At 35.8% G+C, this 16,681-nt stretch carries 13 protein-coding genes and 1 pseudogene; 9 read left to right on the forward strand and 5 right to left on the reverse strand.

Annotation, left to right across the window (positions count from 1 at the left end; genetic code table 11):
* Positions 1 to 575 (reverse strand): annotated as a pseudogene (locus HNR53_RS22350) (hypothetical protein); the annotation flags it as partial.
* A 399-nt stretch (positions 576 to 974) separates the two neighbouring features.
* Here HNR53_RS22350 and HNR53_RS22355 point away from each other — a divergent pair.
* From HNR53_RS22355 to HNR53_RS22365, 3 genes are all read left to right on the forward strand, one after another.
* Positions 975 to 3,029, forward strand: coding sequence for a BMQ_0737 family morphogenetic spore coat protein (locus HNR53_RS22355; protein WP_184530269.1), 2,055 nt, complete (start codon positions 975 to 977; stop codon positions 3,027 to 3,029).
* Positions 3,030 to 3,352: 323 nt separating this feature from the next.
* On the forward strand, positions 3,353 to 4,195 hold the full coding sequence (locus HNR53_RS22360; protein WP_184530271.1) for a DUF2935 domain-containing protein: 843 nt from the start codon (positions 3,353 to 3,355) through the stop codon (positions 4,193 to 4,195).
* Between the two features lie 226 nt (positions 4,196 to 4,421).
* The gene (locus HNR53_RS22365; RefSeq protein WP_184530274.1) at positions 4,422 to 5,735 is read left to right on the forward strand and encodes a glycosyltransferase family 2 protein; all 1,314 of its coding nucleotides are present in this window, start codon (positions 4,422 to 4,424) and stop codon (positions 5,733 to 5,735) included.
* Between the two features lie 82 nt (positions 5,736 to 5,817).
* Here the strand turns inward: HNR53_RS22365 and HNR53_RS22370 are convergent, their stop codons facing one another.
* Positions 5,818 to 6,216 (reverse strand): PilZ domain-containing protein, encoded by a 399-nt coding sequence (locus HNR53_RS22370; RefSeq protein WP_184530276.1) that lies wholly within the window; start codon positions 6,214 to 6,216, stop codon positions 5,818 to 5,820.
* 235 nt (positions 6,217 to 6,451) lie between these two features.
* Between HNR53_RS22370 and HNR53_RS22375 the strand changes: the two genes are divergently transcribed.
* The 6 genes from HNR53_RS22375 to HNR53_RS22400 all read left to right on the forward strand — a co-directional run bounded on the left by HNR53_RS22375 (position 6,452) and on the right by HNR53_RS22400 (position 14,267).
* Positions 6,452 to 6,706, forward strand: coding sequence for a lipoprotein (locus HNR53_RS22375; RefSeq protein WP_184530278.1), 255 nt, complete (start codon positions 6,452 to 6,454; stop codon positions 6,704 to 6,706).
* A 298-nt stretch (positions 6,707 to 7,004) separates the two neighbouring features.
* Positions 7,005 to 8,165, forward strand: a complete 1,161-nt coding sequence (locus HNR53_RS22380) for a hypothetical protein (protein WP_246439777.1) — start codon at positions 7,005 to 7,007, stop codon at positions 8,163 to 8,165.
* A 12-nt stretch (positions 8,166 to 8,177) separates the two neighbouring features.
* Positions 8,178 to 11,162 (forward strand): helix-turn-helix domain-containing protein, encoded by a 2,985-nt coding sequence (locus tag HNR53_RS22385; RefSeq protein WP_184530282.1) that lies wholly within the window; start codon positions 8,178 to 8,180, stop codon positions 11,160 to 11,162.
* Positions 11,163 to 11,179: 17 nt separating this feature from the next.
* Complete coding sequence (locus HNR53_RS22390) at positions 11,180 to 12,799, forward strand: site-specific integrase (RefSeq protein WP_184530284.1); 1,620 nt, start codon at positions 11,180 to 11,182, stop codon at positions 12,797 to 12,799.
* Positions 12,792 to 13,487, forward strand: a complete 696-nt coding sequence (locus tag HNR53_RS22395; protein ID WP_184530286.1) for a hypothetical protein — start codon at positions 12,792 to 12,794, stop codon at positions 13,485 to 13,487. Before HNR53_RS22390 ends, HNR53_RS22395 begins: the two co-directional genes overlap by 8 nt.
* A gap of 21 nt (positions 13,488 to 13,508) precedes the next feature.
* Complete coding sequence (locus HNR53_RS22400; RefSeq protein ID WP_221452446.1) at positions 13,509 to 14,267, forward strand: thermonuclease family protein; 759 nt, start codon at positions 13,509 to 13,511, stop codon at positions 14,265 to 14,267.
* Positions 14,268 to 14,418: 151 nt separating this feature from the next.
* Here HNR53_RS22400 and HNR53_RS22405 read toward each other — a convergent pair whose 3' ends face one another.
* From HNR53_RS22405 to HNR53_RS23560, 3 genes are all read right to left on the reverse strand, one after another.
* Positions 14,419 to 14,655 (reverse strand): hypothetical protein, encoded by a 237-nt coding sequence (locus tag HNR53_RS22405; RefSeq protein ID WP_184530288.1) that lies wholly within the window; start codon positions 14,653 to 14,655, stop codon positions 14,419 to 14,421.
* A gap of 370 nt (positions 14,656 to 15,025) precedes the next feature.
* Positions 15,026 to 15,862 (reverse strand): squalene/phytoene synthase family protein, encoded by an 837-nt coding sequence (locus HNR53_RS22410; RefSeq protein ID WP_184530290.1) that lies wholly within the window; start codon positions 15,860 to 15,862, stop codon positions 15,026 to 15,028.
* Positions 15,863 to 16,180: 318 nt separating this feature from the next.
* Positions 16,181 to 16,591, reverse strand: coding sequence for a CBO0543 family protein (locus tag HNR53_RS23560; protein WP_343065378.1), 411 nt, complete (start codon positions 16,589 to 16,591; stop codon positions 16,181 to 16,183).
* Positions 16,592 to 16,681: the final 90 nt, after the last annotated feature.

Consider the following 16,681-nt stretch of genomic DNA (forward strand, 5'->3'; position numbering starts at 1 on the left):
GCAGAGATGGTAGCTCCGAGGACATTGGTGATGGTCCCGTCAAGAATGTTGGAGACCGTCCCCGCGGACGTCAGCGTACCAGCAGAGATGGTAGCTCCGAGGACATTGGTGATGGTCCCGTCAAGAATGTTGGAGACCGTCCCCGCGGACGTCAGCGTCCCCGCAGAGATGGTAGCTCCGAGGACATTGGTGATGGTCCCGTCAAGAATGTTGGAGACCGTCCCCGCGGACGTCAGCGTCCCCGCAGAGATGGTAGCCCCGAGGACATTGGTGATGGTCCCGTCAAGGATGTTGGAAACCGTCCCCGCGGACGTCAGCGTCCCCGCAGAGATGGTAGCCCCGAGGACATTGGTGATGGTCCCGTCAAGGATGTTGGAGACGGTCCCCGCAGAGGTTAGCGTTCCAGCAGTGATAGTGGCGCCGAGCATGCTGCCAATTGTGCCGTCCAAAATAAGATTTTTCATATTACCGCTTGTATCCGTGGCTAAGGCACGGGCGGTAGCAGTTGAATCTCGACCAAAAATAAGACTTCGCAGGTTATTGGGATCCGATTGAAAGACAGTTTGATTTGACAAAAAAATCCATCCTTTCCTTTATGCAAGATTAAGTTGGAAACCATGCATTCAAAAAGTGTTTCTTCATATCTTCTTTAGTAAACCCCAAATCCCGAACAACTCTGAATCTTTTTGTGTTCCTGTTTAACTAACAGCTGTATATGGGGGTTTTATCCAATACTTACACTGATTTCCATATTCTGAATCTATGTTATGCATTAAATTCTTAAGAAACACGGCACTTGCCCAGTCTATTTGTAAAGTCGAGAAGGTTTACTAAAACTAGAAATAACATATAGCAAAATAAGGGCTTGATTACTAGATTCTTATTCTGTTCCTTATGATACATGCCTGCATCATTTATCCGCTATATACATACATATATGAGCACAGATTATTGGAAAGGAAAGTGGATATTACATGGCTACTTTCAGTTGGGGGAATAACGAGTTTGGGCAGCTGGGTGACGGGACCAACATCAATAGCAATGTTCCCGTTACTGTAAGTGGATCAGTTGATTTTATCGCTATTAGCGGTGGGATATTTCATAGTCTTAGCGTTCTTTCAGATGGAATAGTCCGTGCATGGGGTGCTAACTATTCTGGACAACTGGGTGACGGGACGTTAAACGATAGTAATATCCCGGAAACAGTAATGTCGCTGTTGAATGCGATCGAAGTTGCTGCAGGAGTATTTCATAGTCTAGCCCTTCTCTCAGACAACACAGTCAAAGCATGGGGCGATAACTTTTCCGGCCAATTAGGTGACGGTACGTTTGACAGCAGTACTGCCCCTGTATCCGTAATCGGGCTGACCGAGACAATAGCGATAACAGCAGGATTGAATCATAGCCTTGCTCTTCTGAGTGATGGAACAGTCCGCGCATGGGGTGGGAACTTTTTTGGACAACTTGGAAATGATACCAATATTACCAGTAATGTTCCAGTAACTGTGATCGGGCTTAGCGATACAATCGCTGTTGCAGCAGGAGGGGGTCATAGTCTCGCCCTTCTCACTGATGGAACGGTCCGCGCATGGGGTAAAAACAGCAATGGAGAACTTGGGGATGGAACCAGCGTCGACCGAAGAACCCCCGTACAGGTGCAGGAAGCTGGCGGGGGTGGGTTCCTTAACAATGTCACCGCCATCGCAGCAGGTGAATTTCACAGCCTTGCCCTTCTAATAGACGGAACGCTCCTCGCTTGGGGGAATAACGAATATGGTCAGCTGGGGGATGGTACCAATACCAACAGCAATGTTCCTGTGCAGGTGTTAGGAACAGGAGGAATGGGAATTCTCAACAATGTCGTTGCCATTGCAGGAGGGGGATTTCATAGCCTCGCTCTCCTTAATGACGGAACAGTCCTTGCTTGGGGGAATAACGAGTCTGGACAATTGGGTGATGGTGCCAACGAAGATAGTGAATTTCCTGTACCTGTTAGTGGTTTGTCGAATTCCATTATTATTGCCGGGGGAGGGGAGCATAGCTTAAATATACATCAACTGCCTGTTCCGCCAATTCCGGTTATCATCTGTTCCTCTAACATTTTTCAATTTAACGACCCGGGGCAGTGTGGAGCGATTGTTAATTATCCTCCACCAACTGTATCTGGACAATGCCCTGAGGGTTTAACCGTATCTTGCAATCCACCTTCCGGATCTTTCTTTCAGTTGGGGAGAACAAAGGTAGTGTGTACAGTTACCGATCTTTGCGGAGGTTCAGCCACTTGCTCGTTCGATGTGACGGTAATCCCCAATCTTTGTCTTGTTGATGGAACTGAGAGTGTCGCCTGTTACTTAACCGATGAGAACGGAAACCAGTTGGATCCACTATCAGAAGGCTCTCTTTTTTGCAGAGAAATTCCACAAAGGGGAGACCGTAAGAATATAACAATGCCTCTTCCAAACGGCCAGACGATAACGCTGCATAAAGTAAGAGTTTTGCATAAGGGATTTGTTGTGGTGGAAGTAAGCGGAAGGAATATCACAATGAAAACTTTACCTATTCCTTTTCAGAAAGTAGAAACATTCTTTCTCTGTGCTCCTGCCGGAACAAGCGTACATTGTGAAATTATAGATTTTGAGTGCGAGGCGAATATCATTTGTGATACCAATAAAAATTCTCAGCAACTTGACCTTTTCATTTCCATGTGTCAATCCGTGCAAACGGAAGCAGAGATAATGGCGGAAATCGAAGGAAAACTCTGTGAACCGCGCATGGAAATATCGCCATCTTGTCCTATCCTTCGCAGTCCTTCACAATGTTCGGAAGTTTTCCTATCTGAAAACAGTCTTCTAACAGAGTCAACTCATCCTGTAAAAAGAAATGTTCCTTTTATGAAGGAAAGACAACAAGAAAAGATTTGCATTCGTACATCAAAAGTATATGACTGGGTGATTCGTTCAGTCGACATCAAGCTCACCACTCGAGAATTTCAGCAGTTGTTGATGAAGGGGTGCCGCCCATCAAGCTAACAATTCGTTTAAATTAACTAAACCGGGAGAGCCGGAACCCCTTCGTGTATGTTATAAAGCTGGTCCAACAGGCTTTGGATTATATAGGATTTTACTTATATTTTAACTTTCTGTGGAATTGTTTCACGATTGCATTCGTTATGATGTCTGCCATGTGTAAAGCTTCCGCCTCAATTTTATCAAACACGGCAATGCTGGATTGAAATTTCTTTTGCAGAATCAATACAGCTTCAATTATAAAACGGAACATTTGCTTTAAGGCATATTCAAAGGACTATCTAAATATGAATAGAACGAATGGAGTATTTCGGGGAGGTTTTAGAATGAACGGGGATGGTACATCTTTACATGCCGATACCGGTGTTACTTCCGGCTTGTTTGTGGAGCGCTCTTTAAATGAAATTCGTTTTTGGGCGCGGATCATGAAAGAACATTCTTTATTTCTTCGATTGGGTTTTAGAGCAGAAGATACCCAGCTAATTCAAGAGGCTAATCAATTTTTTCGATTGTTTGAACACATCGAACAAACGGCACATTCCTTTAATAATCAAACTGACTCGGAACAAATAAGAAGATTTAATTCAGAGGTACAACAAGCTGCAGCTAATATTTTTGTATTTAAACGGAAAGTATTAGGACTAATTCTCACATGTAAATTGCCTGGGGCCAATAATTTCCCGCTATTAGTTGACCATATAAGCAGGGAAGCAAATTATTTTAGAAAACGATTAATTGAATTAAATGAAGGAAAGCTGCAATCGCTCCCAGATGCTATTATTAAAGAGAATGTCTTCTTCTTAAGGATTATGGCGGACCATGCTAAATTTATTGGTCATCTCCTTGATCCGTCGGAAAGGAAACTAATTGATGCAGCACGGAATTTCAGCAATGATTTTGATCAATTGCTGTTTCAAGCAAGGGACTTAGAATCTATGAAGCCCCAATCTCAAACCGTTCCACTTTTAGATCAATTCCTGGATCAAAATCGAGTGTCGGTCTCATCTCTAAGGGACTTCAAGAAAACAGCACGTGAATTAATTGAACAATGTAAAATTAAGAGTATCATTCATCCTCTGTTGGCCGATCATGTTTTCCGGGAGGCTGACAGGTTCCTGGAAATTATTGATATGTTCGACGCACATCTCACGGGTGGAACCCGGCACTAAGGTTGAATGAATATTATAATTGCCCATGTGGTTAAGAGAGGCTTTTTAAGGGGGAGGCAGTTCATGATTTGCTATACATGAACCTGCCGCCTCTTTATATTTGTTAACACATATAAAAGAACAAGGAAGGAAATAGGCTGGAGGTCAAAGTATCGGTCAAAGTATCTTTGATAAAAAAACCTGCATTAGGGAACTTTATCGTAAATGATACTGTTGGGTGAGTGAAATGAAAATAAGTGAAAAATATTATATCCCTGTCATATTAAAGTTTTGGGTATGTCATGCATTTGCATTTTTGTGGTTTCTTTTTTCCATCTATCTTTCCCTGCCGTGGATAAATGATTTAAGCAATATCATTGGGTTCGTACCATCCATTTTAATCATTGCAGGAATTGCTTATTTTCCTGGGTATTTGAATGCATTCATGGTTGTAAGTCTGCTTTTGGATAAACAGCCAAAACTAAAAATTCATAATTCAACCAAGCCTCTTTCTATTTTAATCTCTTGCAAAAATGAAGAAAATGGAATAGCAGATACGCTAAAATATATTTCACAGCAGGATTACGAAGGAGAAATAAAGGTAATTGTAATTGATAATGCTTCTACAGATGAAACTGCCATTCGAGCATTGCAGGCTGGACAGGACTTTAAACTAAATTTAAAGGTGATCTGTGAGGAAAGGCCTGGAAAAAACTTTGCCCTTAATCATGCTTTATCAATAGTGGACACCTCATTGGTTATCACGCTCGATGCTGACACACTCCTAACCCGATCTGCTGTGCGCTTACTTGTTTGCAGGTTATTATCAGCACCTACGGAAATTTGTGCGGTAGCTGGGGCGGTACTTGTCCGTAATAGCCGTAAAAATTTTTGGACAAAAATTCAAGAATGGGACTATTTTTTGGGGATCGCATCAATCAAAAGACTGCAAGGATTTTACCAAGGTACTTTAGTTGCACAAGGAGCCTTTAGTTTGTATAAAAGGGATGCTCTTTTAAAAATTGGCGGATGGGATGATGCAATAGGGGAAGATATTGTATTAACATGGAAAATGCTGCAGAATAATTGCAAGGTGTATTTTGAACCACTTGCAGTCGCATTTACAGATGTCCCAGAGTCTTTTGTTCATTTTGTGAGGCAAAGAAGCAGGTGGGCAAGGGGGATGATTGAAGCATTTAAACAGGTTAAGCCTTGGAACCAACCCACAGTTTTTGCACGTTATCTTACAGGAACCAATCTGTTTTTCCCATTCTCGGATCTTGTCTATACTTTTGTTTGGATTCCTGGACTTATCCTTGCCTTCTTTGGTCATTACTACATAGTGGGTGCTACATTTATCTTTGTTTTACCATTGGCGCTCATAACTAATTATGTCATGTACCATTATCAACGAAAGGTATTCCAATCGTTAGGCTTAAAGATTAGAAAGAATCTATTGGGATTCTTTGCCTATGTTTTGACCTATCAAATATTCATGTCTCCTATATCTGTATGGGGATATACACAGGAATTTTTGCAATTAAAAAGGGTTTGGAAGTAATTCAGCTTATTTTATAGGATATATAGTGTCTTTTAACTATATACGATAAACAAACTATCCTTTCAGGATAGTTTGAAGTTTTTCATTGGCCATTTCTATTTTTTCTTTTATAAACAGTTTGTCTTGAAAACTTTTTTAATTCTTCAATAATGTGTTTTTCACTTTCTTTAGAAGATTCAATCCTGACTCCGTAACTATAACCATATAATTCTTTCCTCTGCCAAATAAATGCTCCTCTAACAACTGTTGGATTATCTTTGTCCAAAGAAAAATGAATCTCAACTATTATCTTATCATCATTTTTTAAGTGGAAATCTAAACTTGTTAAAAGTTTAACTCCTTTAGGACTTAAATTCTTTATTTTAGCTGCGGCTGGTTTGGAGATATTTTTTATACCATTAAATTCAATCATTCTAAATATCGCATCAATAGGTTGTTCAAATTCAAATCTGAAATATTCGTTTCTTCTTTTTGATTGCATAGCAAAAACCTCTCCAAGTTTCCGAATATTTATCCCTTATAACATAAATTCTTGCTGTTTCTCCTTTACTGAGGAGTCCTTGCTCTTCTTAAAAATCCAATAATCCTATTGTAATATATTTATAATGATAAACAAATCCAAAATTATTAGGCAAGGATATCTGTCTTTCTATTCCTTTTATTTGGTATATTTTGATATATGGTATTATGAATGAAAAACAAAGGAGAGAGCAGGATTGAAAAATATCAGAATGATACTGGTCCTTTTGCTATCCATTACTGTATTGTTTGGATGTGGGAATCAGGACTTAAATACTGTACAAAAAGAAGAAACACATAAGGAAGCCGTGCAGCAAGAGGAATCACCATCAGATACAATCGCAAAGGAACCTGTGAAAAAGGAAGAGGCAGTTACGGAAACAGAACGACCATCAGACAAAAATACATTTGATGCCCAAGTAGTATCCGTCACTGATGGGTTATCTCCATAAATATGCACAATTTTATATTGTACATATTTGAATATCATTATTGTTGATTTAGAGCCATTAGGCTCTTTTTTTATGCGAAATATCTTGTACATATTCATTCGAGTTGATAATATAGAATCAGCCATATTGGAACATTTTAACATTATTCTATTTTGTACATATTTACTGGTTTAAGGGGGAGAAAACAATAAATATTTCTAACAAAAATAATGTTGTAAACATCAATGTGAAAAACAACTATGAGTTCATCATTATTCCTATATGGATTGATTGGGGGAAAACAAAGGACAATAAGATATTGAAAAAGCAAACAATGGCTATTGGACTTCGTGATAAGAATACAGGAGTGCATATTATCCATCCAATCAGTAGCTTTATTCTTAGTTGGAGATGGAGGACAAGGGAATATAACACAAAAAGAAAACATGCCACCAACATCGTTAAGTTTCTTAATTATTTGTTGCAAGATAAAAAGCATAAAATAAAAAGTCTTGCTGATCTTGACATACTAACAGGAACTGAGTACCTCAATAGTCTAACAAATGATCATAGAAAGAGAGACACAATTACAGATGCCGCAAGAACCTTAACTTCCTTTTATGTATGGCTTAGTCAAAATGACTGTTTACCCAATGTAGGTGATAACTATATTGAAAGTAAAAAGAAAAAGAATCCTCATAATGATCGTACTTATTATGAGACCCTTTTTAATCCGATATTACCTCAACGTACAAGATCGAATCGTAAGCATCTATTGCCAGTTAAATATATTCCATTATTATTAGAAATCAGTATAATATTTGCTCACCCGATAGCATTAGGCCTTTATTTGCAAATATTCGGGGGATTGCGGGCTGGAGAGGTCGTTAATTTAAAACGAACCCAATTTAGAAAAAGACTTAATAGTGCTGACTTCTTATTGAACATAAAAGAGCAACAGTTCAGGACGGATATAAAAGATAGCTCTGGTTCTAACTATGTGAAAAAAATTAGGAAACAACAAATCCTTCAAATTAAGGATTGGGGATATATCCTGTTCAAAGACCATGTTGAGTTTTATAAAGACATAGACATAAACGGTACAGGTGCATTGTTTATTAATAGAGATGGATTGCCTATGTCGGGGAAAAGCTATAGTCAGTATTTTTATAAAGTTAAAGATAAGTTCCTCAAATTTTTAATGGATTATGGAACTGTAGAAGATAAAGTTATAGCTACTGATTTACGTCTTGCTGATTGGGGGACACATATTGGACGTGGAACATTTACAAATTTAATAGCAGAGGAAATTGAAAATCCTGCTGAGTTGATGTTTCTTCGTGGTGATAGTGATTTGTTGTCCAGCCTCCCCTACCTGGCAAAAACAGAGCGTGTTCGAAAGAAAGTTGAGGATAGAGTGAATCATATGCATACGGATTATATCCCACGTCTTATCAATCGAGAAAATGAAATTGAATAGTAGGTGAAATAGTTGCCGGAAAATCAAGAAAAGATAATGTTATCAATTAAGGAAACTGCTGAACTATTAGGAATGGGAGAAAGCACCTTATCAAAAAAACTCCATTCGTTTTCAGTGAAAGGAATTGTGAAAGAAAAGAAGAGGATTTGGATTCCTTTATCTTCAATACCAGAATTAAAAAAAGAACTTAATTATAATGACAAATTTGACAAGGGAAAATATTATTCTACTGCTGAAGTAACTAAAAAATTAAAAGAAAAAGGTCTTAAGGTAAAAAGATCTGATATTAGTAATTGGGTTAAAAAAGGAAAGGTTAAGACTATTTTGCATATGGGCTACCGATATATTCATGAAAAGGATTTACATCTATTCATTAATTATATAAAAATCGAACGGGCTATACCGGTAGGCTACTGTACTCTGGAGGAAGCAGCAAACATTTTAGGAATGCATCCTCAAACTATAAGGAAATGGGCTGCAAATGGGGATATTGAATCAGTACGTGTTATTTTAAATGGTTATTGGAAAACGCTTGTCAAAAAAAACTTATTAAAAACAGTGAAAAGAAAAATGCGGATAAATATGCTCAGAAATTTTGCCAATGTAGATTTGGACAAAGTGTCGGAAAATAATAAAAAAAATGAAACTAATAGTATTAATAGAGATGATATAGATTCTTTATCTTTAGATAATTATCTTGAAGTTAAAGATGCTGTTAAACTACTTGGTATACAAAATAATACACTCTGGACTTTATTAAGAACGGGAAAATTCCCTTCAGCAGTTAAAATTAAAAATAAATGGTATATCCAAAAGGAAGAAATTTCATCTTATCAAAAAAAGTTAAATGCCGGGAACAGAACACCCTCAAAAGTCGTTAGCGAGAATTCTTCTCTCGACGGCTATTTAACGATATTAGAAGTATCTAATCAAATAAATTTAAGTAAATCCAGAACCTCAGCACTTATACATGAAAATATGTTTCCAAATGCAATAAAAGTCAAAAATAAGTGGTTAATTCCTCAAGATGATATTTTGTCCTACCAAGAAATGAAAAAACAGAGAAAAAATTTGGCTCTAGCAAAAAACAAGCAAATTGATTTCCAATCACAGCAAGGTTATTTAAGTACAAAAGAAGTTGCAAAAGAACTGAATATTTCATCTGGTGTTGTAACTGTTCTAATAAAAAATGGGAAATTAAGAGATGCAATAAAGCCCGGCAAAACATGGAAAATTCCTGAATCAAGTTTAATCGAATATAAAAGCCAAAAAGAAAATAATCAAATTAGTATAACAAAACCTGATTTGATCAATGAACTAAATCAATTTATTAATAGCGTTCAAAATAAAGAACACCTCAAAGAAACATTTAGACTATATTCTGATTTTACAACGACTAGATTAAATGCAACAAATGGTAGAATCAATAATGTTCGAAGAGTTTTTAATCATCTTAAAAGGCTCTTCTCTGATATTATAATCAATTTGAAAATTGAAATTTCCGATCTGCCCAATGAAGATATTGAGGCAGTAATGAAGAATAGTTCTTACTCTAATCCCATTAGAGAGCTTTTTTTAAAATTTTTAAAAGAGGCGTTCTTAATTAAAGGTAAAAAGTTAGATAAAGAGTATGTTCTGTCAAGGAAGGGAAAAAAATCAAATGTGGATATAGATTCAGAAAGATATACTCCTGAGGTTTATTACTTATTTGAGCAGCATGTTAAAGATATAGAAAAGCACATATCCCCTGCTATTAAAAATAGACAGTATGCAAATATGTGGGTTTTAACAACGATGTTACTAACTAACGCTTGGAGACCCAGTGATATAATCTTTGAAATGCCCCACATAGATATTGAAGTTATAAATGTACTGGAATTCGATTGGTTTAAAAAGAACCGATTGTCTCCGGAACAATGTCAGTTGATAGTAAATCAGCTATATCTAAAACTTAATAATGCCGAAGTAAGCAAAACCAATGCTGATCTTCATTTTTTAGTTGCCCCCAACATGGTTAATAATCTAGCATATGCCTGCATCATATCTGAACTACATTGTCGGGCATTACGGGACAATGCTACACTTTTTGAAACAGAGCGATTATTATTAGGTACATTTGTTTTGGGAATAACAGAAAACCCAACAACTTCAGGTACAACTACTCATAAAAACTTTTTTAAAGATATGCCTGAATTAATCCCATTTAGCAGTAAAAAACTACACAATAGTACCATGACTTATTTATTTCTCGATATTTCCGAAGACGAGGACGAATCTGAATTAGCTCTTGAAGTTGTACAATGGGCAAGATCTCATGAGGATATAAATGTTACTGCAGGATATATAAAACTTACAAATAAGGATGGTACACTTGATCGTGTTTCAATAAACTTATTCAAAAGAGGACATTTTGGGTGGCTATATAACTACATGGTACAGCTTGCTTTTTCAAATACAGGAATCCACCAATCCTTTGAAGAAAGAACTAAAACGATAGAAGAATTAAAAAAGGAGTATACTCCCATACAACTTGAAGCGTGGGCTAAAACTTTATTGGATTATAAGAATCGAAAAGAGTCCGTTGTTAGGAGATTATATAAATTAAATACTGAACAATTAAGGGAAATTGTTATAAATATATATAAAGGGCAAATGCCATCCCGTGATGGTTGTGGTCAATGCTTGAGCTTTCCTGATTGTCGCTTTGTAAATAGAAAAACATGCATTGGCTGCATTAATTTTATTCCTCAACTTCAGCAGGTCTTAATTGAAGCCAAAGAAGAGTTTTATAGACTGATTGATTCAATGAAAAATTACCATACAGATGCAATTCTAAAACGTGATACAGTGTTTTTATTTAATGTATTGCTTTTATTTAACGAGGCTGCAGAAACATTTGGAAGCGATACTGTGAATGGGTTTCTCTCGTCCGAAGAAAGAAAAAATGCGCTATACAGTATTGCAGACAAATTAAAATTACCAATAGTTAACGCTTAAAGCCCGGAGGGAATAATTTGGAATTAATTAGAGATATAGATAGACGCGGAGTTAGCAAGGTATATGTAAAGGAAAAAGTATTTTTTAATGAGAATGATATTAAAAGATATATTGATATCTTCAATGAATTAAGGGATGACGGATTCATAATCGCCTCATCATATAAAGATTTAAAATGGAGACTCCCCTGCACAACAACAAATGAATACATTCCATTAAAATTTGAAATAGATTTGTATAAAGAAATAAAGCAGGCTCTAAAAATTTATTCTCTGATACTAATAGCAAAAGGAAAATCTGCTTGTTGGATAAGAAGTGTTGTGGATATATTAAAAAAATCTGTGTTAGAAACAAATGGTTTTAAGCAAACTGTACGGTTAGAAAAAGTCCTTTTAAACGAAGATAGCTCATATTTTGCTGCAAGAATCATACTAAGTTTTGCTGATTTTTATTCAGTGCCTAATATAAAAGAAATTAAGACAATATGTGAGGGTGTGCAGTCAGACGTTCGTAGAAATAGAGAGCTTCCCCCTTTTTTAGATATTTTTATTTTTGATGAAATTGTAAATGACTATTTTAGAAAAACTAGTGTGGAAGAACATTTTCGATATAAACCGATTCAATTATGGTGGGCCATAACAAATATTATTCCCATGCGTCCAACTGATTTCTTAAAATTAAAAAGCGATTGTATTTCATTGGATGATAAGGGTCGATATTGGATTACACTTTCTCGTTCTAAAAAAATAAAACAGTCTGTTAGGGACGTTGCTCCCCTTCAGACCATTCAAATTAATAAAGAGATTTTTGATCTCATTACTAATTTTAAATTATATCTATTTCAGATTGGTATAGAGTCAGACTACCTTTTGCCTCAATCCTTTTATAATAAAATAAATTTTAGTAATAATGATAGAACTAGAAATGTCGTAGAGGATCGTTGGATTCGTGATCAGTTTGGCTCAATTTTAAAACATTTCCACACTAAAATAGTTAAAGGATTATATCAAGAAGATTATACAATGGAGATCTTGCCCTCTCATACAAGACACTTGGCAATAATAAATTTATTCTTGCAAGGTTTCAATATGCTTTCGATTGCCAAAATGGCTGGCCATGATGATCTTAACGCGCAAAGCAATTATTATAGTCATGCTGAAAACTTTGTAGAATCATTTGTTTATAATTTTGTAAAGTCCGGCCTTTCTGATAGTATCGGAAGCAAAATGGGCGATGGTTTTATTGGTTGGAGACGTGGAACCATTGATAGAGGTAAAAGGTATTCATATGAGGAAGCTCAAAAACTATTCCGTAAAGTTGATTATGGTTTCTGTAAGGATGACGATTTTCCTAATAACTGTGGTGAAGATTGCCGCCCTTGTTACTTCTATATTTTTAAACCCAGTATAAATGAGTATGATAAGGCAATTAAATGGCTTGAAAGCTATTCAAAAGATATTGGTACTGAAATTAAAAATGTAGTTCAAACGATGATCTCAACGAGTCAAGCACTATCAAGTTCATATCGTCCTGATCTAGATGAATCCTTGAAGTCAAAATCCCGTCAATTGCAGCAACTAATGGATCATAAGGCACTGGTGGAATATAAATTATTGGAGGATCATCTAAATGAGTGATAAAACTTCTAAGGTACAAAGAGGCAAAAAACGTGGTCCAAAAGAAAAAGTTAGCGATGAACAAATGAAAGAACTTGCTTTAGAAATTAAGAAAAAGTTGAAACAACAGAAATTAACATTTTCAATGCTCGAAAAAGAAACAGGTATTGGGCGTAATACTTGGAAAAGGAGATTGGAGGGCTTTATTCATGAGTTAAATCAACCAATATTAAGAGACTTTGGTTATACTGATAGTGATGAAATTTACTTTCCAAATATTGAAGGTATCTTTGAAGCATATGGAAGTAATAAACAACGAATTATAAATGAACTGCATCATTTTGAATTATTATTTCAAGAGTTATATGAAGAAAGAAATAACCTAAAAGAAAAATTGAATAAGTTGGAAAGTTTTAAGGATAAAATTGAAAAGTATACAAAGGCTATAGCCGATTTACAGCAAGAGGTTAAGCACTATAAAACCTTATACGAGCAAATAATGGTATCTAGTGTAGAACCTCATCTTAGAGATGAATTTGGTTTAAAAGATAATCTACTAGATTTCAACAGCCATATTGAGAAAAATGCCTCGTTAGTTAATCTTCAACAACAATTCCCGGAAGTTCGGGAGAATGATGAGGACAAAGATGAAACTATTAGAGATAAAAATATGGAAGAATTAAAAAATCAATTTAAAAACTTATTTTGATAGTAAGAGGATTTGAATATTTTGATTAGATTACTACTGTACTTAATAATTTGCGTTTTAACCATAAATATTGCTGGATGCACCAATATAACCTCTGACGAGGGGGTAATTACACAAAAGGAACACATTAATCAAGAAAATAATACAGATTATAGAAGAATTGAAGTTGAATTAGCACAACCAAATGATGGTGATACGATTGCTGTAGTTTATAAGGGCAACCGTGAAAGTGTAAGATTTTTACTGGTAGATAGTCCTGAGACTTCCCATCCACGTTTGGGGGAGCAACCCTATGGTAAGGAAGCAAAAGAATTTACTAAAAATTTAGTAGAAAATGCGCATAAGATTGAATTAGAATTTGACATTGGGCCACAGAAGGATAAATATGGACGATTATTAGCTTATGTTTACGTTGATGGGAAATTAGTTCAAGATGAATTATTAAGAAATGGCCTAGCTAGAGTAGCATACATTTACCCACCGAATACTCGCTATGTCGATCAATTTAATGCTATTCAGAAAGAGGCACAACAAAAAGGAATTGGTATTTGGGAAATTGAAAGTTATGCTCAAGAAGACGGATTTCACCCTGAATTAATGGATTCGAAAGAAACAGAAGATATTCAAGCTAATGATGGCTGTCTAATAAAAGGTAATATAGGATCAGAAAAAATTTACCATACTCCAAATTCACCGTGGTATGAACAAACCAAAGCAGAAGTTATGTTTTGTACTGAGGGAGAAGCCATCGAAGCTGGATTTCGCCCTCCTAAGCAATAAATAGATCCTAATCTAATATTTTCCTAAATGACCTGATTTTTTTCTATATAAAATATAAGGTAATATACAAGTTGTAATAAAATTTGTGTATATTACCTTATATTATTATTTAAGATACCTAACTCATTAAACGCGCCCGATTGTTACATCATCACTTATCTTTTTCATCAAATAAGAAATCAGGCTTATGTTCAAGATAACCACTAATTTTTACTGACTTCCTTTTGTAATAAGACCTTAAATTCATATCAATTAATGAACCTGCAATCATTCCTAAGAAAACGTCTGTTATGGAGAAAACATCACTTCTCAAAGCAAACAATAAACCTACAAAACACAACGCAATGCTAAAGAAAAATTCACTGAGTAAAAACTCCAATTTTTCCATTACTTAGCTCCGCCTCCCATATTTGTTTAACATTAAAAGTTCTATTCTTTTGAATAAAATCCTCTTAATAGGCATTTTTTTGCCACCATCTTCTAACAGGTTTTCATTACCTTCTTCAACTCTACTGCCCTTTAATTGATTAAAGACTAAGAAAATGGACTGCTCAAGAAACAGTCCAAGTTGCTGCATTTTCGCGCCATTTTGTTGAATAAAGAAAAAGTTTTAAAATAAAAACATAATTGTTAAATTATTTACTCGGAATTTTTTTGCTAAAAAGTTTCATCTTAAAAGTGGTTTTCGTTCTTCCATTTGAGGCGATTCTTCCATCCATCGGTTAATTATAATGATAAGGACAGATAAAAATTTATCACTAAATTGTGGAATCTTCTTTTCTATTTACTACTCGACTAACTATTTCAGTTACAGTAGCTCTACTCATTTTTTCCTTCCCCTCTGTTAAAGCATCAAGTGTACCATGAGCAAGAGCAATCGGGATTTTACAAAAATTAAGGATTGGACCGGGTTTAATATCCTTCATATAAATGTCAGCCAATGCTAGGTTATGTCGTGCGTACATAAACATATCTTCTAACTCCCATCCCTCGGGAAAGAAATCCACACCTCGATCTAAATCTTCAGCACGATTGCGAAGTATATTGACGGACTGCAATCCTCGACCAAAGGCTATAGCTAGGTCCTTGTCCGTTTCAACAGCATCGTACCACTTCCAAATATCTGAGAGCATGACTCCTACCAAACCCGCAACGCAGAATGTGTATTCATTCAAGCCTTCTTCATCCTGAACCCGCCACCCTTTTAAAGCCCAGTCTGCCATTCCCTTTGCCATAGTGGATGTGGCATTCGAAATGTTTTCTACAATTGTCGGTGGACAAAGCTTTATCCAATCGCCAAATCGTAAGGTAACCTCTGGCAAGAGGGAGTTGTATGGATGAAATAAAGCCATCAACTCCTTATTATTGAAGGGCTTTTTCAAGAGGCTGCTGATTGAACGTAATAGATTATGTTTGGATTCCAATCGGAGTTGGGGATGATCTTCAATCTCGTCAATAGCTCTCATGCATAAGTAGGCAGATGTAACAGCTTCTTGTAATCCCGACGGTAGGTGACTAATAGGAATAAAGAAGGTCCGGCTTGTCGCCATCAACATGTCTATCGCACTTCTATGTAAATTGATTGCTTCACTCATCTTGTATTGTCCCCTTTTTGTTAATATGTTAAATTATATTATCTCCACTCTATCAAATATCTAATAATAAAGTTCTAACACAAAATATAAGCCCTTGTTACTCAATAAACCTGCCTTATAACTGATTACAGACAAGAAAAAATGGACTGCTGAAACAGTCCATAGTTATTCAATCTTTGCGCCCGATTACGGAAGAACTAAAAATTTAAAAGAGCATCAAAAATTGAACTTTTAGTTATTAGGCTAACGCACCAGGAGTTGAAGAAAAATAGCATTTAGTTATTTCTCAGAAGTGAATTCATCTTTAAAAAACCATCGTTAAAACAGTCTTGAAGAATAATTTGTAATTCCTATTGTAAGAAAACTCCAATACCATTTCCACTTTTTATATTCTATAAGCTTGGTATACCTTTTAATCAAAACTTCACCTAAGGTAAGAATGCCTGAATAGAAACTGTTGTAAAGAAGTTTTACAAGTTTGCTGCTATTTTCTGGATAATGTAAATTAAATATGGCACATATGGAAGGGTAAATAAAATACTCGAAGGAGAAACTTCCCTTGTATACTTTCTTAAAATCCCTAACAGGATATCGAATGAGTCCTTTTTCAACCACTATCAGACCAAATAGCAAAGTGACCATCTGTTTATATAAAAATGCTACACTTCCATGCCTGATTTGATTTTTGGGGACGAATGCAAAAAGTAGCCTTGTTGTTCCTAACTGAATATTTCACTCAGAAAGCATCACCAAGTTGCTCATTTGAGCATCATTGATTCGCGGTTAGAGCATCATCAATATTCTGTTAAAATATCACTT

Origin of the sequence: Bacillus benzoevorans, from assembly GCF_014207535.1 — a bacterium.
Lineage (GTDB): Bacteria > Bacillota > Bacilli > Bacillales > Cytobacillaceae > Bacillus_BD > Bacillus_BD benzoevorans.